Consider the following 24079-nt stretch of genomic DNA (forward strand, 5'->3'; position numbering starts at 1 on the left):
GCGCGGCAGGGATGCAACTGGCGCAGCAAAAGGTGCGCAGGAAAAAGCCCCCGCGCGTCGCCGCGCGAGGGCTTTTCGCCTTTCGCCGTCGGGCAAAAGGTCAGTAGCGGTAATGGTCCGGCTTGAACGGGCCTTCGGACGGCACGCCGATATAGTCGGCCTGCTTCTGGCTCAGCTTGGTGAGTTCAACACCGAGTTTGTCGAGGTGGAGCGCGGCGACCTTCTCGTCGAGATGCTTGGGCAGGACGTAGACATCGTTCTCGTACTCGTCCGCCTTCGTGAACAATTCGATCTGGGCAAGCGTCTGGTTGGTGAAGCTTGCGCTCATCACGAAGCTCGGGTGACCGGTGGCGCAGCCCAGGTTCACAAGACGGCCCTTGGCCAGCACGAGCAGCGAATTGCCGTCGGGCTTGGTCACCATGTCGGTGCCTTCCTTGATTTCCTTCCAGTCATAATTGTCGAGCGCCGAAATCTGGATCTCGCTGTCGAAGTGGCCGATATTGCACACGATCGCCATGTGCTTCATCGCCTTCATGTGCTCGCCGGTGATGACGTCCTCGTTGCCGGTGGCGGTGACGAAGATATCGGCGCGCTTGGTCGCTTCCTCCATCGAGACGACTTCGTAGCCATCCATCGCCGCCTGAAGGGCACAGATCGGGTCGATTTCGGTGACCATGACGCGGGCGCCGCCGTCACGCAGCGAGGCGGCCGAACCCTTGCCGACATCGCCATAGCCCGCGACGCAGGCGACCTTGCCTGCCAGCATCACGTCGGTCGCGCGGCGGATCGCGTCGACCAGCGATTCCTTGCACCCATAGAGGTTGTCGAACTTCGACTTGGTGACGGAATCGTTGACGTTGATCGCCGGGAAGGGGAGCTTGCCCTGCTTGGCGATCTGGTAGAGCCGCATCACGCCTGTGGTGGTCTCTTCCGATACGCCCCTGATGGTCTTAACGCTCTTGGTCAAATAGCCCGGCTTTTCCTTGACGAACGCCTTGAGCGCACGCTGCATCTCGATTTCCTCGGCATTGGCGGGCGGCGGCATTTCCTCGCCCGCTTCGAGCCGCGCGCCCCACAGAGCGAACATGGTCGCATCGCCGCCATCGTCGAGGATCATGTTGGCGGTGAGATCGGGATCATCCTTGGTCGACCAGTCGAAGATGCGGCCGACATAGTCCCAGTAATCGGCCAGGCTCTCGCCCTTGATCGCAAAGACCGGAACGCCGCGATCGGCCATGGCGGCGGCGGCATGGTCCTGGGTGGAGAAGATGTTGCAGGTCGCCCAGCGCACCTCGGCGCCGAGTTCGATCAGCGTCTCGATCAGCACCGCGGTCTGGATCGTCATGTGCAGCGAGCCGGTGATGCGCGCGCCCTTGAGCGGCTGCTGGCCGGCATATTCCTCGCGCAGGGCCATCAGGCCGGGCATTTCGGTTTCGGCGATCGCGATCTCGTCGCGGCCGAACTGGGCGAGGGCAATGTCCTTGATCTTGTATTCGAGTGCAGGCGTTGCGGTGGCGGTGGCCATGAAGCGGTCTCCTTGGGACTGACTTTAGTTGACGAAGCTCATACACCCCGCCGTCTTGTACGGGCCCATAGCGACCGGCGCGCGCGGGGGCAATATAAAGTTATCTTTATATGTGAAAATGCGCGAATGCGGTATCCTGCGCTACTCGACGATGGCCCGCGCCGCAGCCTCGCGATTGCGACGGTTGGCAGCCTCGGCCAAGCCGCTATACCACCCGCACGATCCACCAAGCAGGAAAGGGAGTAGATCCATGACGATTTCGGTAGGCGACACAGTTCCCGACGTGACGCTGGTCAAGGCGACCAGCGAAGGCCCGCAGCAGGTCCAGGCGAGCGACTATTTCGCCGGCAGGAAAGTCGCCCTGTTCTCCGTCCCCGGTGCCTTCACCCCGACCTGCTCGGCCAAGCACCTGCCGGGCTTCGTCGACAAGGCGGGCGATCTCAAGGCCAAGGGCGTGGACGAGATCACCTGCACTGCCGTCAACGACGCCTTCGTCATGAACGCGTGGAACAAGGCCGACGGCAGCGAGGACATCACCATGCTCGCCGACGGCAATGGCGATTTCGCCGAGGCGCTGGGCCTGACCATGGACGGCTCGGGCTTCGGCATGGGCAAGCGCGGGCAGCGTTTCTCGATGGTCATCAACGACGGCGTGGTCGAACAGCTCAATATCGAGGCACCGGGCGATTACAAGGTCTCGAGCGCGGAACACATGCTCGGCCAGCTCTGAGAGGCGGCATGCCGCAAGGCGAAGGGGCGCCTCCCGGCTCGGGAGGCGCCCCTTTCTTCGTCCGTCATGTAAGCGGCGGCGCGCCCTGCGCGATCCACCAGGCGAATCCGCCCGCGAGCAGCACCGCTGCGAGCGCCCTCGCCCACGGCACGGCCCCGATCCCCTCGGTCCCGGCGGGTGCGGCACGCCTGCCCGTTACCATCGCACCCACGAGGCGCTGTCGCTTCACCGCCTCGTAATAGATAACGGCCGCGAGGTGCAGCGCGATGAAGCCGACCACGACCCAGAAGAACGTCTCGTGGATCTCGGTGATCGTGTCGGCGGTCATCACGCCCACCAGCGGACGCAGCGGCCCGGTCATCCCGTCGAAGGGATCGCCCGCGAACAGCCCCATCGAAACCTGCGCCAGCATCACCAGCAGCAGCGCCAGCGTGCTGTAGCCGCCGGCCGGATTGTGCCCGACCCATTCTCCCTCGCCGCCCAGCTTGCCGCGAAAATAGGCGAGCACCGTTCCCGGCGCGCGCAGGAAATCGCCGAATCGCGCGGTGCGCGGGCCGATAAAACCCCACAACAGGCGCAGGCTCAGCACGCCGAGCAGGACAAGGCCGAGCCGTTTGTGCCAGCCCCATTCGGAATTCTCCGCCGTCCACCACATCGCCGGAATCAGGACGACGAAGCTCCAGTGCGACAGGCGCACGAGCGGGTCCCACACCTTCGCCCGGTGGGGACCGCCCGCGCCCGCTTCGGCGGGCCCGCTCATGAAATCAGGCTTCGTCGTCGTAGCGGAACTGGTCGTGGCAGTTCTTGCACGAACCGCCCATTTCCTTGACCGCCGCGCCGACAGCGGCCGGATCGGCCCCGCCCGCCGCCTCGACCAGAGCGGCGCTGGTATCGATCAGCTTCTGCGTCGCCTCGGAGAATTCCTCCGGGTTTTCCCAGATCGCGGCAAGCGCCTCGGTGTCGTAACCGGCCTCGCGCGCGGTCTCCTCGACGAAATGCTGCTCGATATTGCCGGCGCGCTGGTTGATGTCCTCCGCCTTCGCCTGGATCACCGCAAAATCGGGGCTTGCCTGTTCGAGCTGGCCGCGGATCGCCTTGAACGCATCGCCGATGCCTTCGAAATTCTCCTCCCGTTCGTCGATGACGGGCGAGCTCAGGTCGCTCGCGACCTCGGGCGCCTCGCTCTCGCACCCGGCAAGAATTGCGGCGAATGCGGCGATAGCGGCGGTGCGGGCAATCACGTTTCGGTCCATGGTTTCGAACTCCTCGATGAAGCGTTGGGATCCCGGCTCGCATTGCTAGGCCGGATCGCGCGCTCTCGCAAACCCTCCTTTACCGCCCGGCTGCCCAAAGCGCCGGGTCAAGGGCGTTCGACCTGCCTTGCAGGGCCATCGCGCTGCCGGACCCGATGCCGTCGCACGCCCTGCCGCAAGCCCCGCTCGCAACGGCGCGCACGAACGCCCCGCCTTGCCGGGGATTCATCGCCCAGCAAGCTTGCCGCGAACAATCGGGCGAGCCATTGTGAACGCGGTGCTTGAGGCCGCATGTCTTGAATGGCGCGCAAGGCCCGCAAAGCCCTTTCGCGAAGGGCGCACGGGGCACTGGACGCCGATAATTGGAGGAAAGCCATGAGTGTCATTTCGAAGCGGGCCGGACTTGCCCTCTTCGCCGGAGCGATCGCGCTTCCCCTTTCGGGTGCCTTCGCGCAGGCCGATCCATCGTCCTCGGGGCGCCAGATGACGGTCATCGGCTCGCCGCCCGCCGACCTCTCCGACCTGCCCGAGGGCCCGCGCATCGAAGGCGTGATCACCGCGCGCAACGGATCGGCGATACAGGTGACGAAGCCCGAAGGGGGCGAGGACATCGTTTCGGTCGGCGCGGGCACGGTGATCAAGTCCTCGGGGGGTTTTCTCGGGCTCGACAAGGACAAGCTCGGCCCCGAGGCGTTGCTGAACGGACTGCCGGTCAAGGTCGAAACGGTGCGCTGGGGCCGCCGCCTGCTCGCGAGCCGGATCGACCTGAAGGCGCGCGACCTTCGGACCGCGGCGATGATCCAGTCGGGCACGCGCCAGCAATTCGCCGAGCAGGGTGCCGCGATCGAAGAGAATGCCCGCGTCGCCGAGGCGCTGCGCGGACGGGTCGCGGATATCGACCAATACAACGTCAAGGGCACGACCAATGTCTATTTCGACACTGGCGAGTATGAATTGTCGGGCCGGGCGCGCGGCGAATTGTGCGAATTCGTGCGGCGCGCCGAGGCGATGGACAATGCCCTGCTGCTGGTCGTCGGATACACCGATTCGACCGGCAGTTACGAAATCAACCAGGAATTGAGCGAACGCCGTGCGGGGCGCGTCACCAATTTCCTCCAGCAGCAATGCGGGTGGAAGCCGTGGCGCATGTTGACGCCCACCGGCATGGCGACCGCCGATCCCGCTGCCGACAACACGACCGAGGCGGGGCGCGCGCAGAATCGCCGCGTGGCGGTCAATATCCTGGTCTCGAAAAGCGTCGACGGCATCGGCGCGTCGGGCAACGAAGGGATGTAGTCGGGCGCGTGCGGGGGCAGGACAGACCGCCTCCGCGCGCGTGCTGCGGACCTTCAGTAACCCATCAGGCTCATCACTTCCTTGCGGCTGCGGGGATCTTCGAGAAAGCAGCCCAGCATCCGGCTCGTCACCATCTCCACCCCGTGGGTCTTGACCCCGCGTCCGGTCATGCAGCCATGCTGCGCCTCGATCACCACCGCGACGCCCTGCGGTTCGAGATTCTCCCAGATGCACTGCGCGACCTCGGCCGTCAGGCGCTCTTGCACCTGCAGGCGGTGGGCGAAGCCGTGCAGCACGCGGGCAAGCTTGGATATGCCGACCACGCGCGCATCCGGAAGATAGGCGATATGCGCCTTGCCCGTGATCGGCGCCATGTGGTGCTCGCAATGCGACTGGAACGGAATGTCCTTCAGCAGCACGATCTCGTCATAGCCGCCGACTTCCTCGAACACGCGGGAGAGATGGATCGCCGGATCCTCGCCATAGCCGCGGCAATATTCGAGCCATGCGCGCCCGACCCTCTTGGGCGTGTCGAGCAGCCCTTCGCGCGACGGATCGTCCCCTGCCCAGCGCAGCAGCGTGCGGATTGCATCCTGCACGTCCTCGGGCACCTCGGGCTTGCCCAGCGGATTGTCGGGATCGAAATCGTCGGAATCGTGGTCGAGGCAATTCATGTATGGCGGTCTTTCCGGTGCTGGGAACGATAACGGTTACGAAAGCGTGAGCGGTTCGGATGCATTCCCGCCCGATGGCGCGGCCCGCGGGCCAAGCGGGGGAAGCGCCCCTCGGCCGCGCACGGCGTGGGCCGGGTCGAGACGCGATGGTCCCGAACATTTGCGAAGCTGCGGCTTAATCCTCATCCCGATTTGGCTATATAGACAGGGTAAGACGATTTGAACCGCCCAATATTGACATAAGTTGATAAGAACCGCTTTTGGCCGCAACCGTTCCCTCTCCCGCCGAATTCGAGCGCGCTGCGCTGGATGCGATCGCGCGCCTGCCGGATGAATTCCGCCGTCGCCTGGCCGACGTGGTGCTCCGGATCGAGGAATTCGCCGGTGCCGAACAGCTTGCATCGGCGGGGATCGCGGATCGCTGGGACCTGACCGGGCTTTACGAAGGCGTGCCGATCCCCGAACAATCCCTGTGGGACCCGGCACGCATGCCTCCGGTCATCAGCCTTTTCCGCCAGCCTCTCCTGCGCGAGATGGAGGAGACGGGAGTCGCGTTCGAGCCGCTGGTGCGCCATGTCGTGATTCACGAAGCAGGCCACCATTTCGGCTTTTCCGACGAGGACATGCACGCGCTCGAGGACGCGGCCGGCGACTGAGCAAGCCGGGGCGGCAGGCGATTGCCGTTCGCTCCGGCAGGAATGCGCCGCATCCGGCCCGCCCCCGCCCGCCCGGCCCGCGCATCGCCGCGCCGGGCGAACCTTCCGAAAGAGTTTTGGCAAGCCCCTTGCATGGCGGGCGGCGCTACCCCGCGATGCAAGGAGACACGGCGCATGGCACCCACCCCACAGCCAGCCGCAACCGGGCCGCAGAGCCGGCCGAGAATCCTTTTCTACCTGCCCACCGTCACGCCCTGGTGGTTCGAGGAGATCTGCGCCCATCTCGTGCGCAAATGCGCGCAGAGCCACGAAGTGCACGTCATGCTCTGTCCGATGTGGCGCGGGACGGGCATTGCCGAGGGGCAGTTCGATATCCTTGCCTCACTGCCGCATGTCCATTGGCACGTGCTCGACGGACCCGACCACCCCACGCTCAGAACCGACGCAAGCACCGCAACCGACCTGTTCGAGCTGGTCGAATTCCTTGCCCCCGACATCACCTTGTGCCGCAGCGCCGATCTCGCCGCCCCGGCGCGCTTTCCGGGCGAGGTGCGTTTCATCATGGAAGGGGCCGCCCCGCCGCTTCGCGCGCGGCCCAATGCGACGGTGCTGACCCGCACCCTGTTCGATTACGGGCTCATGCCCGATCTCACCGATGAAGAGTCCGCCGAGCTCGACAGGCTTGCCCCGCAGCTATGGGATGCGCGCGTCTTTCCGGACCCGGCCCGGCCTCGCGCGGATTTCCTTGCCGAGCATGGCATCCCGGACAACCGGGTTCTGATCGGCCTGCCGCTCGAATACGAACAGCCGGAGAACTTCTTCGACCGGCATCACCGCTTCGCCGACAACGCCGAGATGATCGCATCGCTTGCCGCGCAGATTCCGGACCATGCGGTGCTCGCCGTCACCCACCACCCGCTGACCGAGCGGCACGGCGATCCGGGCCCGGTCGAGGATATCGTCGCCCGCCTCGGCGAGCGGGTCCGGCTCCTGCCGAGCAGCGCCAAACCCGGCGCCATCAGCCGTGCACTCGCCCGGCACTGCGATGCGATGGTGGTCGGCAATTCGAAGAGCTGGTCCGCCGCCGCAGCGGCGGGCAAGCCGATCGTGCGCCTGTCCGATTTCGCGACCGGCGCGTGGATCGGTGCCTATGACAGCCTTCCCGCCTTCTTCGCCGACCAAGCAGGCGGCCGCGTGCGCGGGCCCGACCCGGCGATGGCGCGGCGCTGGTTCGCCTGCCACATGCTCAACAACGTTTTCGACCCGACCGACCCCGCGCTGAGCGGCGACGACATCGTCGCGCGCGCGCTCCAGCCCGTCGACAGCGCGCGCTGGCTCCCGGCCCTGGATCGCTACAAGGCGCTTTCGCTGGCCGAAGCGGCATGAGCGTGCCCATAACCCGGCCCGGCTTCGATATCGCGGTGGTGGTCCCGGTACGCCGGGGCTCATCGCGGATCCGCGAAAAATGCCTCCTGCCTTTCGGCGAGCGGGCAAGCCTGATCGAATGGAAGCTCGCCCAGCTGGTGCAGGTGATCGCGCCCGAGCGGATATGGCTGTCGAGCGAGGACGAGGAATTCCTCGCGATCGGCGCTGCGTTCGGCATTTCGCTCCACCGCCGCCCGGCCCATCTCGCGCGCGGGCACGACGCGCCCTTCCGCGATGTCATCACCGGCATCGTCCGCGACATCCCGCATCGACACATCGCCTGGGCGACCGTCGTCTGCCCGCTGATGGCGCCGCAGGATTATGCGAGCGCGTTCGCCGCCTATCGCCGCGCAGTCCTCGCCGGGGAGCACGATTCGCTGCTCGGCGTGAACGAGGCGCGCGATTACTATTGGTCGCGCGGCGGCGCGCTCAATTACTCGGCGAGCCGCGAGCACACGATCTCGCAGGACCTGCCCGACTGGTTCAGGGTGACGAACAGCCTCTACATGGCTCCGCGCGCGCTGATGCTCGAGCGCGAATATCTCCTCGGGGAGCGCCCGCTGCTCCATGTCCTGCCGAAGATTGCCGGGATCGATATCGACACCCATGAGGATTACCGCATGGCCTGCGCGCTCCATGCGCTCTACTGCGAGGAGGCAGCGGGAGACGAGACGGGCAACAAAGCGGGAGGGGCGCGCGATGAGCGGCTTGCCACCTGCGAATCCTGACTGCGTCTTTTTCGATTTCGACGGCGTGATCGTCGATTCGCTCGAAGCGAAGATCGCCGCTTTCGGCGACCTTTACGCCGAATTCGGGGCCGAAGTGCGCGCGAGCGTGGAAGCCTATCAGCGCGCGGTCCCGGGCGAGACGCGCTATGCCAAGATCCCGCGCTTCCACCGCGAATTGCTGGGGATCGAATTGTCGCAGGCCGAAATCGCCGCCTGGGCCGAAAGGCTGCGCCATATCGTGGCGGACCGGGTGATCGCCTGCCCGCTCCTGCCCGGTGTTACGCAAACACTGGCCCTGCTCGCGCGGCGGGGGACCTGCGCCCATGTCGTCTCCGGCACGCCGGAGGACGAACTCGCCGCGATCGCCGAGGCCAAGGGGCTTACTCCCTTCTTCCGGTCGCTGCGCGGATCGCCCCGTACCAAGCCCGAAATCGTGCGCGAGATCCTGTCGGCGGAAGGCTTCGCGCCCGAAAACTGCCTGTTCGTGGGCGATGCGATCAGCGACCATGCCTGCGCCGAGCAATGCGGGCTGGGATTTCTCGGTCGGGCCGGGCGCGCGCACCCGTTCCCGGACGGGACCGTCGTGGTCGAGAACCTGCTGGAATTCTTCGCAGTGGATCGCGATCCCGGCGCGCCCAAACGCACGCGGGCCGCCTGATCGCTCCGGCGTCGGGGCACCGGGAAGGATTGTCTCGCTCGCTACGCTCGCTCGTCGTCTCCGGCGGCTGCGCCGCCTCCGCCTGGGAACAGGTTCGCCTCCTCCCTATGACCCACCAAAAAAGCCCACCCCTTGCGGGATGGGCTTTTTTGGCGCGCCAGGAAGGATTCGAACCTCCGACCGCCTGATTCGTAGTCAGGTACTCTATCCAGCTGAGCTACTGGCGCGCGGTAGGCAGCGGCACATAGGAGGCTGCGACCGGCTTGGCAATCCCCTGCGTGACACGGCCGGGCAGGACTTCGAGCGCTGTGCGTTCACTCGCGCACGGCCCCCGCGAAAAGCTGCGCGGCGAGCAGGGAATCGAGCGGCGGCTTGGCCAACCGGTTAATCGCGCCAGGTTCGAACCATCCGATTTCACCGCCTTCGAGCGCAGATGGTTCGCCTTCCCAGCGCGTCACAATGTAAAGCATGATGACGATCGGTTCGCGCCCCGGGGCGGCGGTTTCCTCGGCGAAACAGCGCGGTTCGAGATCGCTCGCCCGCAGCGCGATCCCGAGTTCCTCGTGCAATTCCCGGACGAGGCATTCCGATGGATTTTCAAACGCTTCAACCTTACCCCCGGGAAATTCCCAAAGCCCGCCGTGATGCTTGTGCAGGGGTCTGCGATGCATCAGCCAGAGCCCGTCGGGACGCTGCAACGCGCCTGCGCTCACCGCGATCCAGCCGCGCGGGTTGTCGGGATTTTTTTCAACCACGCTCGCGCGATCAACCTTTTCTTAAAACTCTGGGCGGATTTTCGGGACCGTCAGGCAGACAACGGGTGTCACCATGATTTTGACGAATTTCCTTAAGCACATCGGGAACGACAAGTCAGGGGCAACCACCATTGAATATGGCCTGATCGTTAGCTTGATCGTGATTGCCATGATCGGTTCGCTCGAAGCCCTCGGGGGCGGGAACGACGGCATGTGGGATCGCATCGAGCAAGCGTCGAACCAGGTGATGGGCAATTAAGTTTCTCGAAAGAACCTCAATTAGTAATTTTTCAAGGACTGCGCATTACCTCGCAATTGCTCGTTCGTGAAAATGAATGGGTACGGGTACCGAAGACCGAAACCAGGAGACTAGACATGACTTTCTTCAAGAACCTCGTCCGTGACGAGCAGGGCGCCACCGCCATCGAATACGGCCTCATCGCCGCTCTCATCGCCGTCGCCGCGATCACTGCGATGACCACGCTCGGCAACAACCTGAGCGCGACTTTCGACGACGTTTCGGACGACCTCGTCGCCGCGGAATAATCGGTTTCTCAGGAAACCTGAACGGAGGGCGGCAGGGAAACCTGCCGCCCTTTTCGTGCGCGACTTGCGCAACGAAAAACGCGCATGTCAGCGCGCGCGCACCACGATCTTGACCTTCTGTCCCGGCCTCAGGCGATCGCCGCCGCCCAGCGAATTGAGCACGCGGAACCGCTCTTCCTGCGCGCTTGCATAGGCCATGCGCCGCGCAAGGCTCGCGATCGTATCGCCCCGGCCGACCGTCACCACGTCGAGCCGCTTGGGCACGACATTCGCCGCTTCCTGCGAGGAGATCCGGCGCATCGACTGGAACATCGGCGCGAACACGTTCGCCCGGCCCGCCGGCGTTACCGCGGCGAAGTGATAGGCCCGGTCGCGGGCGAATTCATAGGCATAGACGACCACGTCGATCGCACCGTTCTGCGCGTTGACGCGCGCGGTGCCGACCATCGCGCGCAGCCCGTTGACGCTGGTTGCACGCATTTCCTGCGGGGCCAGCCGCTGGTTCTCCCCACCGATCGCGGCAAAGACCCCGCGCACGTAACGGTCGAGATCGCCCGTATAGGGCCCGAGGCTCATCTGTGCCTGGCCGACCTGCCCGTTGATGCTCACCGCGCTGGTCCCGTTCACCATGTAATAGCCCTGCGGCACGGTGAAGGTGAGGCGCAGGTCCGGATGGATGAAGCGCAGCCCGTCGATGATGCCCTGCTGCGGATCGTCGCCGTAAAGCATGCCGTCGATCCGGGTGAGGAAGGTGTCGGTGTTGGTTATCCCCGGCGCAAGCGGGCGCGCCTTCGCAAGCGCCTCGCGCACCCGGCTCGCCGGGTTCGGGTGAGTCGAGGCCCATTCGGGAATAGAGGCATTGCGCCCCCGTATCCGCGCCTCGAGTGCGTTCTGCTCGGCAAGGCTGGCGAGCACGTTGCCCATCGCGCGCGGATCGTAACCGGCGCGGGTCAGATAGGTTATGCCCAGATTGTCGGCCTCCGTCTCCTGGCTGCGCGAATAGCTCAGCGTGAGCAGCTGCGAGCCCTGCAGGAAACCCCGCGACAGCGTGTCGCCGAGGCCCGAATCGCCCAGCAGGATCGAACTGCCGATCGCCCCCAGTATGCCGAGGATCGAATTTCTCTGTGCGGCCGCCTGCCGGCGCTGCGAATGGCGCGCGGCGACATGGCCGACCTCGTGGCCGAGCACGGCTGCAAGCTCGGCTTCGTTGTCCATCAGCGTCACCAGCTGGCGGGTCGTGTAGACATAGCCGCCGGGGATCGCGAAGGCATTGTGCGCAGGGCTGTTGAGCAGGCTGACGGTGAAGCTCTGGCGGGCATTGCCGAGGCCCGACTGGACCGCGATATTCGTGCCGACCTGTTCGACATAGGCCGCCTGCGGCCCACGCATCGCGCCGCCGAACTGCTCGAGGAACTGGGGATGGTATTTCGCCCCCTGCTGTTTTTCGGCCGGGGTAATGGGGGTGGATGCGCTGGGAATATTGCCCGCCCCTACACATGCCGAAAGCGCGAGCGCGCCAAGCGATACGGTGGCGAGTCGCAGGGCCCCTGCGATACGGTTCGTCATGCTCATCGGTTTCAGGCCTCCTCTTCCGGGGTGCTTCATCGTTCTTGGCTACCAATACAATGCGCGCCGGTAAGTTTCGAGAAGCCCCGCCGCATCATCCGCCCAGCTGGACGAAGCGTTCCTCGCGCTTGGCCACCAGCGCTTCGACCGAAAGGCCGGAAAGCGCATCGATTTCTTCGCCGATCGCCTTGCCCAGCGCCTTTGCCGCCGCCGCCGGCCCGCGATGGGCGCCGCCGGCCGGCTCCTTGACGATGCGGTCGATCACTCCGAGCCGCTTGAGATGCTGCGCGGTGACTTTCATCGCCTCGGCCGCCTCGGGCGCCTTTTCGGCGGTGCGCCACAGGATCGAGGCGCAGCCTTCGGGCGAGATCACCGAATAGACCGCATGCTCCATCATCAGCACGCGCTCTGCGCTGGCAAGCGCGACCGCGCCGCCCGATCCACCCTCGCCCACGATCGCAGCGACCATCGGCACGCGAAGCGCAAGGCAGGCCTCGGTCGACCGGGCAATGGCCTCGGCCTGGCCGCGCTCCTCGGCCTCGATCCCCGGAAACGCGCCCGAGGTATCGACCAAGGTCACCACCGGCAGGCCGAAACGGGATGCGAGCTCCATCAGGCGGATCGCCTTGCGATAGCCTTCGGGCTTGCCCATGCCGAAATTGTGCTTGATCCGGCTTTGCGTATCGTTGCCCTTTTCATGGCCGATCAGCATGACCCGCCGCCCGGCCAGCTTAGCGAAACCGCCCATGATCGCCTGGTCGTCGCCGAACAGCCGGTCCCCGCCGAGCGGCACGAATTCCTCGAAGGCATGGGCGACGTAATCGCGGAAATGCGGGCGCTGCGGGTGCCGGGCAACCTGCGTCTTCTGCCACGGCGTGAGCGAGGCATAGGTGCTCGCCAGAAGGTCCGCCGCCTTGGCTTCGAGCCGCGAGATCTCGGAGGCGACATCGACATCGTGCTCGGCATCGACCGTGCGCAGGGCGGCGATGCGTTCGTCGACCGACTGCACCGGCTTTTCGAAGTCGAGATAGGAAACCTTTTTCATATGCCGGCAGGGGCTATCGGGATGTTGCGCGCTGGGCAAGCCTCATGAGGATCCCTGCCCCAGGGGATGACGCAGATTCACCAATTCGACGAGCCGCGCGGCATCGACATGGGTATAGATCTGGGTGGTGGCGATATCGGCATGGCCGAGCAGGGTCTGCAACACCCTGAGATCCGCCCCGCCCTCCAGCAGATGGGTCGCGAAGGCATGGCGCAGGACATGCGGACTGACATTCGCCGGATCGAGCCCGGCGCGCGCGGCAAGGCCTTTGAGGAGCTGGAACAGGCGCACACGGGTGAGGTGACCCGAAGCCCCGCGGGAGGGGAAAAGGAAGTGCGAACCATCCACCGGGCGCACCGCGATCCAACGCGCCAGCGCGGCGGCGGCGCGTTCGCTGACCGGGACCATGCGCTGCTGCCCGCCCTTGCCCGCCACCGTCAGCAGGGGGGCATCGCGCGGGACGGCGCTCACCGGCAGGGAAACCAGCTCGCTCGCGCGCAGGCCCGAGCCGTAAAGCAATTCGACAAGCGCGAGAAGGCGCACCGCCCCGGCCCTGCCGCTCTCCGCTTCGCGCTCTGCGGTGTCGAACAACGCCTCGACCGCCCCATGCCCCAGCACCTTGGGCAGCGGACGGCGCGTGCGCGGCGCCGGGAGCGCTGCGGAAGGATCGTCGCTGCGCCAGCCTTCGTCGCAGGCGAAGCCAAAGAACTGCCGCAGCGCCGAAACCTTGCGCGCAACCGTGGAGGGGGCGAGCGCGGCCCATTCGCCGGAAAGCTGCGCGACCTTCGCGCGCGGCGCAGCGGCAAGATCGCCGATCGCCTCTTCGGCCTGCGCGAGATCGCGGGCATAGGCGGCGAGCGTATTCGCCGCCGCGCCGCGCTCGCTCGCCAGCATGTCGAGAAAGGCCCGCACCGCTTCCGACACGGCCTTTCGCCCTATCCGCGCGCGACCGCTTCCGCTGCGATCATGCGCGCTTCGGCTGCGAGCCCGACGCGGTTGAGACCGGCAACGATGCGATAGAGATGCAGCGGGGTCATCTGCGACCAGTCGGTCCCCTGCATGCCGAGCCCCGCCAGCATGGCGACGAGCGCGGGATTGCCCACCTCGGCCGCGAGCGCGATCATGCGGGTCCAGCGGGTCTCACGGGAAAGGTCGATGTCGAGGCGCGCGGCATAGGCATCGCGGTCATCGGGTGCGATCCGATCCAGCCCGGCAAGCCCCGCCACGAGGAAGGCGGCCTTTCTCCGCTGAGCGCTTTCGCGTTCGTCGAGGAAGGCATCGAGAGCGTCTCCATCGGCCTCTCCGCCGTTCGGATCGGCCAGCGCAACGAGCGCCCAGCCCACGCTTCCCGCGTTCACCACGCCGCGCCATGCCGCTGCATCGCGGTCCAGCCCGGCGGTGAGCATCGAGGCAAGGAGATCGCCCGCCTCCTCGGCCAGAGCCTCGTTTGCGGGGATGCGCGCGGCGGCATAGGCGGTCGCGACCAGCGCGCCGTAATCGAGGACATCCTCCTCGCCCCACAGCCTGCGCATCGCTGCGACCCGCGCTGCGGGATCGGCGGCGAGATAGGCCTGTCGCAGCGCCCCAGCCTCGGCGGCGACATCCCCACCGGCCGAGGCATCGGCATAGACCTGACTGTAGAGATCGACCATCGCATCGGCCGAGAACACGCCGACGCGCGCCGCCTCCCGGGCAAAGGCGACCCGTTCGGCAGGCGCACGCTCCGGTGCAGGAGCAGCCGCGAGCGCATAATAAGGCCCGGCCTCGCCGAGAAGCCTTTCGGGCACGGGCTCGCCCAGCGCGGACGCGAGGCCGAAGCGCCATGGATTGAGCTGCTCGACCTCGTCCCATTCGATCTCCACCGCCCGCCGGCCGCGTCCCGCCGCGCCCGCGTAACGCCGCGCCAGCAGCACATCGATGCGCGGAGCAATTCCCTGGGTGAGCGCCCGGTCGAGCTGCGATGCGGCAAGCGCGGTCTCGCCCGCATAGGCATTGCAGATCGCCTGCCACAGCACCCATTGCGCGTCCTCGCGCGCGGACCCCTGCAGCCGGATTGCGGGGCAGGCCCCGGTAAAATCGGTCAGCGCGACATAGGCGGCGAGCGCTTCGTCGGTGAGGCGGCCATTCCAGTTCGCCGTATCGACATCCTGCGCAATCGCGCGCGCGGCCATATGCTCGCCCATCCGGTTGAGAAGCCCTGCGCGCAACGCGGCGAATTCGACCGGATCCATCCCGTCCGGTGTGGCGAGGCGGCTGGCGAGCGCCCGGCGCAGAAGGATGTGACCCCAGCGCGAAACCGGCGCGGTCTTCGTGCCGGCAAGCAGGGCCCGCACGAGCGAGGCGGGCTGGCGGGAAAGCGATCCGGTCGCAAAGCCGCCTTCCGAAGGCGCGATCACGCCGACCTCGGCCAGCGAACGGCGCGCAGCGGGGGGAATGTCGAACTTGGGCTTGAGGCCGAGCACTTCGTCGAGCTCGTCGGGCGACATGTCCTCGAGTTCGTCGAGGGTAGGCAGTCCGGCGAGCTGATCGGGGGACAGTTCCGGCACCGGCGGCAGGTCGTCGGGCAGGAGCAGCCGGTCGCCGGTCGCGTCGGGCGCAGCCCGGGTCGGACCGGCCTGCGGCGCGGGCGTCGCAGCCGAGGGAGGCGCGGGGCGTGGGGCCGCAGTCGGTGCAGCCCCCGGAGCAGTCGGCGCAGGCCGGGAGGTCGGGCCGGGAGTCGGCGCCGGATCGTCGAATCCCGGGGGAAGCAGCGATTCGGGCTGATCCTGCGCGCCCGATCCGGTCGCGATCAGACCGCCGCCGAGCGCTCCGGCCAGGGCGAATGCCGCCGCGCCGGCGGCCCCGCGCGGAAACTTCATCGTGCGCTCTCCGGCAACGCCACCGCCTCGACGATCGGGCGGATCGGCTCCTCCCCGCCATCGGCCCAGGCCAGGGCAAGCAGCACGACCACGCCCCCGCAGACCGCGAGGCCAATACGGGCCGCCGGGCGGGCCGCCCGGCGACCCGCACGGCGCGGTCCGCCGATACCGGCACCGATGCGGCCCCGTGAAGGGCGTGACGAGCGTGACGGGCGAGACATATTGCGCGTCCCCTAGCCCATCTATAGGCCATGCGGCAATGTCCTCGGATACCGCCCTCGACGAGACCCGCATTGCCCGTCTTGCGCCGCTGATCGACCGGCCGATCGTGCTGGTCGGGCTGATGGGCGTGGGCAAGTCCACGGTCGGGCGGCGGCTCGCCGCGATGCTGGGGCGTGGCTTCGTCGATGCGGACGAGGCGATCGAACAGGCCGCGCACCGCAGCATCGCGGAAATCTTCGAGGAATTCGGCGAATCCTATTTCCGCGACGGCGAAAGGCGCGTCATCGCCCGCCTGATCGAAGAGGAAGCGGGCGTGATCGCGACCGGGGGCGGGGCCTTCGTCGATGGCGAAACGCGCGCGCTGATCCTCGGGCGGGCGATCGCGGTGTGGATCGATTGCGACATCGAGACACTGGTGGAGCGCACCTCGCGCCGCAGCAACCGGCCCTTGCTCCGGAACGGGAACCCGCGCGAAATCCTGACGAAGCTGGCGCGGGAGCGCCGCGAATTCTATGCCCAGGCTCCGGTGCGGGTGCAAAGCGTCGACGGCCCCCATGCCGACACCGCCCGCGCCATCCTGAAGGCGATCGAGGACCACCTTGGATGACGCAGGACTGCCAGATCGTCCCGGTCGAACTTGCCGGACGTTCCTATGACGTGGTGATCGAACGGGGCTGCGCGCTCCATGATTTCGCGATCCGGGCGAAGCCATGGCTCGCCAGCCCTGCGCCTTTGCGCAAGATTCCCTTCGTCGCCGACCACGCAACGCACCGGCTGTTCGCCGATGCGATCGGGCAAAGCCTCGCCAGCGCGGGCTGCGAGCCCGACTGGTTCGTGGTCGAACCGGGCGAAGGGGCGAAAAGCTGGCCGGTGCTGGAGGAATTGTGCGACTGGCTGCTCGGTCTGGGCGTGACGCGGTCGGACCATGTCGTCGCGCTGGGCGGCGGCGTGGTGGGCGATCTCACCGGCTTTGCCTGCGCCATCCTGAAACGCGGCTGCGGGTTCGTTCAGGTGCCCACCACCCTGCTCGCACAGGTCGACAGCTCGGTCGGCGGCAAGACCGCGATCAACACGCGCGCCGGCAAGAACCTGATCGGGGCCTTCCACCAGCCTTCGCTCGTGCTCATAGACCCGCTGGTGCTGGACAGCCTGCCGGACCGCGAAATGCGCGCCGGTTTCGCGGAAGTCCTCAAATACGGCCTGCTCGGCGATGCGGAATTTTTCGGCTGGCTCGAAGCGAATGCCACGGCGGTGCTCGCGCGCGAGCCCGAGGCGCTGTCCCACGCCATCGCGAAAAGCGTTGCGGCCAAGGCGGCAATCGTCGCCCGGGACGAGCGCGAGACGAGCGGCGTTCGCGCCCTGCTCAATCTCGGCCATACGTTCGGGCACGCGCTGGAGGCGGAGACGGGATTTTCGGACAGGTTGCTGCATGGCGAGGCTGTCGCGCTCGGCATGGTGCTTGCCGCGCGATATTCGGCGCGGCGGGGCGAGTTGTCCCACGAGGAAGCCGGGCGCGCGGCCAGAGTTGTCGCAGCAACCGGTCTCCCTTCGGAAATCTCGACGCTCGGGCTGCAATGCACGGGCGAACGGCTGGTGGACCACATGCGCCATGACAAGAAGATGGAGGGCTCGGGCACACTCCCCTTCCTGCTGCTGCGCGCCATCGGCGCGGCCTACATGGCACGCGACGTCGAACTCGCCGATGTCGCGGCCTTCCTCGACCAGCAATTGCAGGCACCCCTGCCATGACCGACTGCCCATGACCCGCTTCATCGACCTGTCGATCCCGATCACCAACGATGTCGTCTCCGACCCGGAGGTTATGCGCCCGCGCGTCACCTACATGACGCACGAGAGCACGTGGCAACAGATCGCGATGTTCTTTCCCGGGCTCACCCGCGAGGACCTGCCCGACGGCGAAGGCTGGGCGGTCGAACAGGTGGAGCTTTCCACCCATAACGGCACCCACATGGACGCGCCGTGGCATTACCATTCGACGACCAATTCGGGCGCAAGCCCCGCGCCAAGCATCGACGAGGCCCCGCTCGACCGCTTCTTCCGCCCTGGTGTGAAACTCGATTTCTCGGGCCTTTCCCACGGTCATGTGGTGAGCGCTGCCGAGGTCGAGGCGGAACTTGCGCGGATCGGTCACGTGCTCGCCCCGCTCGACATCGTTCTGGTTCAGTCGGGGGCGGTTTACGGGACCGAGAATTTCACCGACCAGGGCGTCGGCCTGGGCGCGGAAGCAACGCTTTGGCTGACCGAAAGGGGCATCGAAGTGGTCGGGACCGATGCGTGGAGCTGGGACGCGCCGTTCAGCCACACCGCGACGGCCTGGGCGGAAAGCCGCGATCCAACGATCATCTGGGAAGGCCACAAGGCCGGACGCATCCGGCCCTATTACCAGATCGAGAAGCTGACCAATCTGGATCGGCTCCCCGCAAGCGGCTTCATTCTGTCCTGCTTCCCGGTCAAGATAGAACGGGCGAGCGCGGGCTGGATCCGGGCGGTCGCACTGGTCGAGGACTGAAGCCCTGCGGGCCTTTCGGCTCAGCCTGCCGGGCGTGCGTTACCCTTGGCGAGCTTGTCCGAAATGTCGGTGATCTTGCCACCGTCCTGAATGTTCTCTCCGGCCATCATCGCGTCGTGCTCGGCAAAAAGGCGCTCGATGTCCGCGCGCCTTTCAAGAAGCACGTGCGCGATGCCCGGCGCAAGGCTTTCGCCGTCGCCGATCTGGCCGAGTATCGCGGCAAGATCGCTCGCCGTGGCATCCTAGGCGGTCTTGAAGAAGTGACCCTTGCGGTCGAAATATCCGGTTCCCTTGCGTGCCATCCTTGCCGATCCCTCGCGGTCGCCGCTGAAATAAGGGCGACACGTGACCTTTATCGCGCAGCAGTGGGGTTTGCGCCATCACATTTACGCAAATTGGTGGCCAGAAACGCGAAAATGTCGTCAATATACAAATGACGGTCGTTGGAACGGCAGTTGAGCGTCCTCTTATTGCCTTATGGTGAAAATTTCTTGCCCCCGATTCGGGTCGGGCCGATCCGCCCGCACCCCTATTCGAGCTCGAGAATCACCGCATCCACCGCCAGGCTCTCACCCTCCTCGGCATTGATAGAGGCGATCCGGCCTTCCTTCTCGGCGCGCAGGATGTTCTCCATCTTCATCGCCTCGACCGTGGCGAGCGGCTGGCCCGGCTGGACATCCTCGCCAGCGCCGACATGCAGTTTCACCAGCACGCCCGGCATCGGGCAAATGAGCATCTTGGAAAGGTCGGGCGGCTCCTTCTCGATCATCAGGCTTTCATGCGTGGACAGCCGCAGGGGAAGGACCAGTGCGCGATGCGCCGCGCCGCGGGTCGTCACGATCCAGTGATTGCCGCTGCGCTCTACGATCAGGCCGAAGCCGTTACCGTCGGCATCCGTCGCGCTTGCCTGCGCCATGCCGGGCATCCAGTCGCATGTCCCCTCGACGCGGTGCCCGTCCACCATCGCGTGCCCGTCGCCGAGCACCACCTCGAAGCGCTTGTCGCCCAGCTTGACCAGCCATTCACCCGTGACGCGCTGCACGCCCTCGCGCCCGTCGTCGCCGTCGAGCCGGCCGGAGATGCGCCGCGCGCGGCTCTGCCACGTGAACTCGATCCCGGCCGCGATCGCTGCGAGCCGCCGCTCGAATTCTGCCGAAACCGGCGCGCCTTGGAACCCCTCGGGATATTCCTCGGCGATGAATCCGGTCGTCAGCTCGCCGGAGCGAAAGCGGGGATGCTGCATGATCGCCGAGAGGAAATCGACATTGTGCCCCAGCCCCTTGATGCGGAAATTGTCGAGCGCCTCGATCTGGAGATCCGCTGCCTCGTCGCGCGTGGGCGCCCAGGTGATCAGTTTGGCGATCATCGGGTCGTAGAACATCGACACTTCGCCGCCCTCGAACACGCCGTCATCGACGCGGACCGAGCCTGCGCCGTGGGCAACGCCGCGCCGGGCCTTGCCCTGCACTTCCCCGTCCTCGCTCCAGCCGGGGATCGGGGGCGAATAATGGGTGAGACGCCCTGTCGAGGGAAGAAATCCGCGATAGGGATCCTCGGCATAGACGCGGTTTTCGATCGACCAGCCGTGAATGCCGATATCGTCCTGGCTCATCGACAGCTTTTCGCCGGCGGCCACGCGGATCATCTGTTCGACAAGGTCGATGCCGGTGATCGCCTCGGTCACCGGATGTTCGACCTGCAGGCGGGTGTTCATCTCGAGGAAGTAGAAGCTTTCCCCCGTCGGGTCCGCGCCGGAGACGATCAGCTCGACAGTCCCGGCCGAGTGGTAATCCACCGCCTTGGCCAGCGCGACGCATTGCTCGCCCATGGCCTTGCGCATCTTGGGCGTGACGAAAGGCGACGGCGCTTCCTCGACCACTTTCTGGTGGCGCCGCTGGATCGAGCATTCGCGCTCGTTCACATAGAGCACATTGCCGTGCTTGTCGCCGAGGACCTGTATCTCGATGTGGCGCGGGTTCTCGATGAATTTCTCGATGAAGACGCGGTCGTCGCCGAAGCTGCTGAGCCCTTCGCGCTTGGTCGCCTCGAATCCTTCGCGCACGTCGTTCTCGCTGTAGGCGAGGCGCATCCCCTTGCCTCCGCCGCCGGCGCTGGCCTTCATCATGACGGGATAGCCGATGTCGTTGCTGATCTCGACCGCGTGGTCGGTATCGCGGATCTCGCCGACGAAGCCGGGGACGACATTGACTCCCGCCTCGCGTGCGAGCTTCTTGGATTCGATCTTGTCGCCCATCGCCGCGATCGCACCCGCGGGCGGGCCGATAAAGGCGATGCCTTCCTTGTCCAGCGCCTCGACGAAACCGGCGCGCTCGGACAGGAAACCATAGCCCGGATGGATCGCTTCGGCCCCGGTCTCTTTCGCCGCGGCGATGATCCTGTCCTGCACCAGATAGCTCTCGGCTGCGGGCGAAGGGCCGATATGAACGGCCTCGTCGGCCATCTTGACGAAAGGCGCGTGCCGGTCGGCATCGGAATAGACCGCGACCGTTGCAATCCCCATCTTCTTCGCGGTGGTGATGACCCGGCAGGCGATTTCGCCGCGGTTGGCAATCAGGATTTTCGAGAACAAGCGAACCCCTCCAGGCAAATGCGCATTCGTGCCTGTGGCCTATGCCGCCTCCCCGCGCGGCCTGCAACCTATCGGATTTGCGCGCTCACATCCCGTCTTCGGCGAGCGCGCGCAATTGCTCGGTCCGGGCATTGGTGAGCGCGGTCTTGCAGGTCGAGACAAGCAGCGGCTCGAGACTGCCGCCACGCGCGACATATCCCTCGGCGCGGCAATGCGCATCGCGGAACGTCAGCCATGCGCGCTGCGCTTCCAGCAGGGTGTCGAAATAGCCTGGCCGGGTGTCGCGGGCGTAGGGATTGTCTTGCCAGTTCGCATCGCGCGCCTTCATCGCCTGCGCCGTGATCGCCCATTGCTCGTTGAGATCGGTGTCGGCGATCGCGAAATCGCGGCTCGCGCACCAGTTCATCTCCTGCTGGGCTTGTGGATCGTCGCAGTTCCAGTCGGGATTGGGCGGCGCGAGCTGCGAGGCGGGGTGAAGCGCCACAAGCAGGGGCGCGATAAGGGTCAGCATGGCGGCATCCTTTCGGCAGCGAAAGCGGTAAGCGCGTCAGCATAGGCGGGCGCGCCGCGCCTGTCGCCCTCGCCTGCGACGAGCGTCTCGATCGCCCGCGCGAGCATGGCGACGTTTTCCGGCGCGAGCGTGCCGAGCGGTTCGACGTAAACGCCGATGGTGAACAGGATCGCACCCGTGTGCGGCAGGCGGCGCAGCGTCTGGCGTTCGCAGCGCACGAACAGCGTCTCGCCCGCATTATCGGCGGTGACATGGGCGAATTGGCCGTGAGGCGCGCCCTCGGCCAGCCAGCGGCGCTGCGCGGTCGGCGCGATGAACCAGTTGCACCGGCCGTAGATCGCACCGGGGCGCAGGGTCGCCATGAAGCGATCGACGCCGCTTGCAAGCTGTTCCTCGTAGCCTGCAATCGGCGCATGAAGCGCGCGCAATGGCAGGCCGAGCTTGTCGGCGGGGCGCCAGTCGGTCGGCCATGCGACGGCGGCGCCGATCAGGCGATAGATGTCTTCACCCGCGGCCCTGGTGAGCAGGCACATATCCTCGTGCGCGGCGAGCGCAGCTTCGGGCAGCGCGCCCTCCACGCCGAGCATGGCCGCGAGTTCGCGCCCCGGTGCCTCGGCTTGCGGTGTAAGCTGCACGGCTCCGGGCCATTCGGCGAAAGCGGCGGTGCGCGCTGCGAGATCGGGCTGCTTCTGGAGCCATTGCCCCTCGGTCAACCGGCACAGCCCCATGCGAAGCTGCCCGCCCCCGCGCGCCCTGGGAAGCAGCGCGTCGACCGAGAAGCCGAGGGTCATTCCGGTCCCTTGCGCGTCAATCCCTTGATCGTGACGATTGTCCAGACCGCGTAAGCGATGATCGCGATGATCGCGATCGTCTGGTTCTCCAGCATCGCGCCCGCATGGCAATCGACGATCCGCTGGTGGCTTTCCTCGTCCCAGCCTGCGCCAAAGCCGCATTTGACGTAATTTGCGGCGATGATCAGCTGGACCGCGATCCAGTAGATCACGCTGACGAGGATGGGACGCTTGCGCATCATTCGGCCGGTTCTTTGCGATCGAGCCTGCGCAGCGGTTCCTCGCCCTTGAGCGCGGTCAGGCCCAGCTTCGCCAGCAGCGCGCCGTCGCTGTCGTCGCCCGCATTGGGCGCGGTCAGCAGCTTGTCGCCGGTGAAGATCGAATTCGCGCCCGCGAGGAAGCACAGCGCCTGTGTGGCGTCGGACATGGACTCGCGGCCGGCGGAAAGGCGCACCATGCTCATCGGCATGGTGATGCGCGCCACCGCGACGGTGCGGACGAATTCGATGTCGTCGATTTTCGCCATCGGCGTATCGGCGAGCATGTCGCCCAGCACCGTGCCCTTTACGGGCACGAGCGCGTTGACCGGCACGCTCTCGGGATGTTCGGGAAGCGTCGCGAGCGTGTGGATGAAGCCCACCCGATCCTCGCGCGTCTCGCCCATGCCGACGATCCCCCCGGAACAAACGTTGATCCCGGCCTTGCGGACGTGATCCAGCGTATCGAGCCGGCACTGGAAATCGCGTGTCGAAATCACCCGCTCGTAATATTCGGGCGAGCTGTCGATATTGTGATTGTAATAGTCGAGCCCCGCCTCCGCGAGCATCTCGGCCTGATGCGGTTCCAGCATGCCCAACGTCATGCAGGTCTCCAGCCCCATGTCGCGCACGCCCTTCACGATCTCGACAATCGCGGGCATGTCGCGGTCCTTGGGATTGCGCCACGCCGCGCCCATGCAGAACCGGTGACTGCCCGCATCCTTGGCCTGCGCCGCGCGCTGGAGCACGGCCTGCACATCCATGAGCTTAGTCGCCTCGACCCCGCTGTCTGCATGGACCGACTGCGAGCAATAACCGCAATCCTCGGGGCACCCGCCGGTCTTGATGCTGAGCAGGGTGCAGAGCTGGACCTGTTCGGGCGGGTGGTTGCCGCGGTGAACCGTGGCGGCCTGGAAAAGCAGTTCGGTGAAGGGCAGGTCGAAGAGCGCCGCGATTTCCTCGCGGGTCCAGTCGGTGCGGAGGTGGGTCATTGGTTACTTCCGATCATTGGCAACCGATCTTCATCAGCGACGCCGTCATTCAATTTCAGCAGGCCACGAAGATTTACTGTACGCTGCCCTGTCCAGCTTTCCGGTAAAAGCTCAGAAACAACCCTTCCCTCTGGACCGTTATAGATCACCTCGCCCTCGCACGCCTCGTAGTCGAGATGCAGAACAATGAGATGGTCGGCCTTCGTCTCAACAGGACGAAATGCTGGGCCGCGACGCGTCCCGCTCGCCTTAACCTGAACCGATCGATCATCCGGCGCGTAACCGTCGATTCCTTCATTACTACGCCCAGTCAATCTGAGCCCGAAAAGATCAGCGGCTACCGCTTCGCCTAGGTCTCCAACGAGATTTCCATCGAACGTAAAACGAAGGTCATAGGCCGCGAAATGATCTTTCAGCTGATTCCGAGCCGCAACCAACTCTTGGACGTGAGGGGGTAGCCTGAACTTCATA

At 66.0% G+C, this 24079-nt stretch carries 28 protein-coding genes and 1 tRNA gene; 12 read left to right on the forward strand and 17 right to left on the reverse strand.

Annotation, left to right across the window (positions count from 1 at the left end; translation table 11 throughout):
- Positions 1-100 precede the first annotated feature (100 nt).
- Complete coding sequence (gene ahcY, locus RIB52_RS11485; RefSeq protein ID WP_350175605.1) at positions 101-1525, reverse strand: adenosylhomocysteinase; 1425 nt, start codon at positions 1523-1525, stop codon at positions 101-103.
- Between the two features lie 250 nt (positions 1526-1775).
- Here ahcY and RIB52_RS11490 point away from each other — a divergent pair, with 250 nt between their 5' ends.
- Positions 1776-2255 (forward strand): peroxiredoxin, encoded by a 480-nt coding sequence (locus tag RIB52_RS11490; RefSeq protein ID WP_350175607.1) that lies wholly within the window; start codon positions 1776-1778, stop codon positions 2253-2255.
- Positions 2256-2319: 64 nt separating this feature from the next.
- Here the strand turns inward: RIB52_RS11490 and RIB52_RS11495 are convergent, their stop codons facing one another.
- Entirely contained in the window at positions 2320-3015 is a 696-nt protein-coding gene (locus tag RIB52_RS11495; protein ID WP_350175609.1) for a cytochrome b/b6 domain-containing protein, read from the reverse strand.
- 4 nt (positions 3016-3019) lie between these two features.
- Positions 3020-3508: a c-type cytochrome gene (locus tag RIB52_RS11500; protein WP_350175611.1), complete on the reverse strand. Its 489-nt coding sequence runs from the start codon at positions 3506-3508 to the stop codon at positions 3020-3022.
- Positions 3509-3883: 375 nt separating this feature from the next.
- On the opposite strand from RIB52_RS11500, the gene RIB52_RS11505 reads away from it, so the two are divergent.
- Positions 3884-4804, forward strand: a complete 921-nt coding sequence (locus RIB52_RS11505) for an OmpA family protein (RefSeq protein WP_350175613.1) — start codon at positions 3884-3886, stop codon at positions 4802-4804.
- Positions 4805-4857: 53 nt separating this feature from the next.
- Here RIB52_RS11505 and folE read toward each other — a convergent pair whose 3' ends face one another.
- Complete coding sequence (gene folE / locus RIB52_RS11510; RefSeq protein ID WP_350175615.1) at positions 4858-5478, reverse strand: GTP cyclohydrolase I FolE; 621 nt, start codon at positions 5476-5478, stop codon at positions 4858-4860.
- 260 nt (positions 5479-5738) lie between these two features.
- Between folE and RIB52_RS11515 the strand changes: the two genes are divergently transcribed.
- The 4 genes from RIB52_RS11515 (at position 5739) to RIB52_RS11530 (ending at position 8945) form a co-directional block, all read left to right on the forward strand.
- A complete protein-coding gene (locus RIB52_RS11515; protein ID WP_350175617.1) occupies positions 5739-6134 on the forward strand; it encodes a metallopeptidase family protein in 396 nt (131 codons plus the stop codon).
- Between the two features lie 174 nt (positions 6135-6308).
- Complete coding sequence (locus RIB52_RS11520) at positions 6309-7520, forward strand: hypothetical protein (RefSeq protein WP_350175619.1); 1212 nt, start codon at positions 6309-6311, stop codon at positions 7518-7520.
- Entirely contained in the window at positions 7517-8287 is a 771-nt protein-coding gene (locus RIB52_RS11525) for an acylneuraminate cytidylyltransferase family protein (RefSeq protein ID WP_350175621.1), read from the forward strand. The genes RIB52_RS11520 and RIB52_RS11525 overlap by 4 nt, the downstream gene beginning before the upstream one ends.
- Complete coding sequence (locus RIB52_RS11530) at positions 8259-8945, forward strand: HAD family hydrolase (protein WP_350175623.1); 687 nt, start codon at positions 8259-8261, stop codon at positions 8943-8945. The genes RIB52_RS11525 and RIB52_RS11530 overlap by 29 nt, the downstream gene beginning before the upstream one ends.
- Before the next feature lie 150 nt (positions 8946-9095).
- On the opposite strand, the gene RIB52_RS11535 is transcribed toward RIB52_RS11530, so the two are convergent.
- Both RIB52_RS11535 and RIB52_RS11540 read right to left on the reverse strand, forming a co-directional pair.
- A tRNA-Arg gene (locus RIB52_RS11535) sits at positions 9096-9172 on the reverse strand.
- A gap of 87 nt (positions 9173-9259) precedes the next feature.
- Positions 9260-9700, reverse strand: a complete 441-nt coding sequence (locus RIB52_RS11540) for a (deoxy)nucleoside triphosphate pyrophosphohydrolase (protein ID WP_350175625.1) — start codon at positions 9698-9700, stop codon at positions 9260-9262.
- Between the two features lie 73 nt (positions 9701-9773).
- Between RIB52_RS11540 and RIB52_RS11545 the strand changes: the two genes are divergently transcribed.
- Together RIB52_RS11545 and RIB52_RS11550 are read left to right on the forward strand one after the other, a co-directional pair.
- The gene (locus RIB52_RS11545) at positions 9774-9959 is read left to right on the forward strand and encodes a Flp family type IVb pilin (RefSeq protein WP_350175627.1); all 186 of its coding nucleotides are present in this window, start codon (positions 9774-9776) and stop codon (positions 9957-9959) included.
- Positions 9960-10075: 116 nt separating this feature from the next.
- Positions 10076-10246 (forward strand): Flp family type IVb pilin, encoded by a 171-nt coding sequence (locus RIB52_RS11550; protein ID WP_350175629.1) that lies wholly within the window; start codon positions 10076-10078, stop codon positions 10244-10246.
- A gap of 87 nt (positions 10247-10333) precedes the next feature.
- Here the strand turns inward: RIB52_RS11550 and RIB52_RS11555 are convergent, their stop codons facing one another.
- The 4 genes from RIB52_RS11555 to RIB52_RS11570 form a co-directional block, all read right to left on the reverse strand.
- Complete coding sequence (locus RIB52_RS11555; protein WP_350175721.1) at positions 10334-11812, reverse strand: M48 family metalloprotease; 1479 nt, start codon at positions 11810-11812, stop codon at positions 10334-10336.
- A gap of 94 nt (positions 11813-11906) precedes the next feature.
- The gene (locus RIB52_RS11560) at positions 11907-12857 is read right to left on the reverse strand and encodes an acetyl-CoA carboxylase carboxyltransferase subunit alpha (protein WP_350175631.1); all 951 of its coding nucleotides are present in this window, start codon (positions 12855-12857) and stop codon (positions 11907-11909) included.
- Between the two features lie 42 nt (positions 12858-12899).
- Positions 12900-13781, reverse strand: coding sequence for a tyrosine recombinase (locus tag RIB52_RS11565; RefSeq protein WP_350175633.1), 882 nt, complete (start codon positions 13779-13781; stop codon positions 12900-12902).
- 11 nt (positions 13782-13792) lie between these two features.
- A complete protein-coding gene (locus tag RIB52_RS11570; RefSeq protein WP_350175635.1) occupies positions 13793-15715 on the reverse strand; it encodes a hypothetical protein in 1923 nt (640 codons plus the stop codon).
- Positions 15716-15974: 259 nt separating this feature from the next.
- On the opposite strand from RIB52_RS11570, the gene RIB52_RS11575 reads away from it, so the two are divergent.
- The 3 genes from RIB52_RS11575 to RIB52_RS11585 are packed head-to-tail and all read left to right on the forward strand — an operon-like array spanning position 15975 to position 18467.
- Positions 15975-16544, forward strand: a complete 570-nt coding sequence (locus tag RIB52_RS11575) for a shikimate kinase (RefSeq protein ID WP_350175637.1) — start codon at positions 15975-15977, stop codon at positions 16542-16544.
- Complete coding sequence (aroB, locus tag RIB52_RS11580) at positions 16541-17686, forward strand: 3-dehydroquinate synthase (RefSeq protein ID WP_350175639.1); 1146 nt, start codon at positions 16541-16543, stop codon at positions 17684-17686. The genes RIB52_RS11575 and aroB overlap by 4 nt, the downstream gene beginning before the upstream one ends.
- Before the next feature lie 10 nt (positions 17687-17696).
- Positions 17697-18467: a cyclase family protein gene (locus RIB52_RS11585; RefSeq protein WP_350175641.1), complete on the forward strand. Its 771-nt coding sequence runs from the start codon at positions 17697-17699 to the stop codon at positions 18465-18467.
- A 20-nt stretch (positions 18468-18487) separates the two neighbouring features.
- Here the strand turns inward: RIB52_RS11585 and RIB52_RS11590 are convergent, their stop codons facing one another.
- The gene (locus RIB52_RS11590; RefSeq protein WP_350175643.1) at positions 18488-18631 is read right to left on the reverse strand and encodes a hypothetical protein; all 144 of its coding nucleotides are present in this window, start codon (positions 18629-18631) and stop codon (positions 18488-18490) included.
- Between RIB52_RS11590 and RIB52_RS11595 the strand changes: the two genes are divergently transcribed.
- Entirely contained in the window at positions 18632-18904 is a 273-nt protein-coding gene (locus RIB52_RS11595) for a hypothetical protein (RefSeq protein ID WP_350175645.1), read from the forward strand.
- Between the two features lie 92 nt (positions 18905-18996).
- On the opposite strand, the gene RIB52_RS11600 is transcribed toward RIB52_RS11595, so the two are convergent.
- From RIB52_RS11600 to RIB52_RS11625, 6 genes are all read right to left on the reverse strand, one after another.
- A complete protein-coding gene (locus RIB52_RS11600) occupies positions 18997-21057 on the reverse strand; it encodes an ATP-binding protein (RefSeq protein WP_350175646.1) in 2061 nt (686 codons plus the stop codon).
- An 85-nt stretch (positions 21058-21142) separates the two neighbouring features.
- Positions 21143-21568: a lysozyme inhibitor LprI family protein gene (locus tag RIB52_RS11605; protein WP_350175648.1), complete on the reverse strand. Its 426-nt coding sequence runs from the start codon at positions 21566-21568 to the stop codon at positions 21143-21145.
- A complete protein-coding gene (locus RIB52_RS11610) occupies positions 21562-22359 on the reverse strand; it encodes a heme-dependent oxidative N-demethylase family protein (protein ID WP_350175650.1) in 798 nt (265 codons plus the stop codon). The genes RIB52_RS11605 and RIB52_RS11610 overlap by 7 nt, the downstream gene beginning before the upstream one ends.
- The gene (locus RIB52_RS11615; protein WP_350175652.1) at positions 22356-22601 is read right to left on the reverse strand and encodes a hypothetical protein; all 246 of its coding nucleotides are present in this window, start codon (positions 22599-22601) and stop codon (positions 22356-22358) included. Before RIB52_RS11615 ends, RIB52_RS11610 begins: the two co-directional genes overlap by 4 nt.
- Positions 22598-23608 carry a biotin synthase BioB gene (bioB, locus tag RIB52_RS11620; protein WP_350175654.1) on the reverse strand — a complete coding sequence of 337 codons (1011 nt, stop codon included), beginning with the start codon at positions 23606-23608 and terminating at the stop codon, positions 22598-22600. Before bioB ends, RIB52_RS11615 begins: the two co-directional genes overlap by 4 nt.
- The gene (locus RIB52_RS11625; protein ID WP_350175656.1) at positions 23605-24078 is read right to left on the reverse strand and encodes a DUF6998 domain-containing protein; all 474 of its coding nucleotides are present in this window, start codon (positions 24076-24078) and stop codon (positions 23605-23607) included. The genes bioB and RIB52_RS11625 overlap by 4 nt, the downstream gene beginning before the upstream one ends.
- Position 24079 lies beyond the last annotated feature (1 nt).

Source organism: Erythrobacter sp. (assembly GCF_040217515.1).
Taxonomy (GTDB): domain Bacteria; phylum Pseudomonadota; class Alphaproteobacteria; order Sphingomonadales; family Sphingomonadaceae; genus Erythrobacter.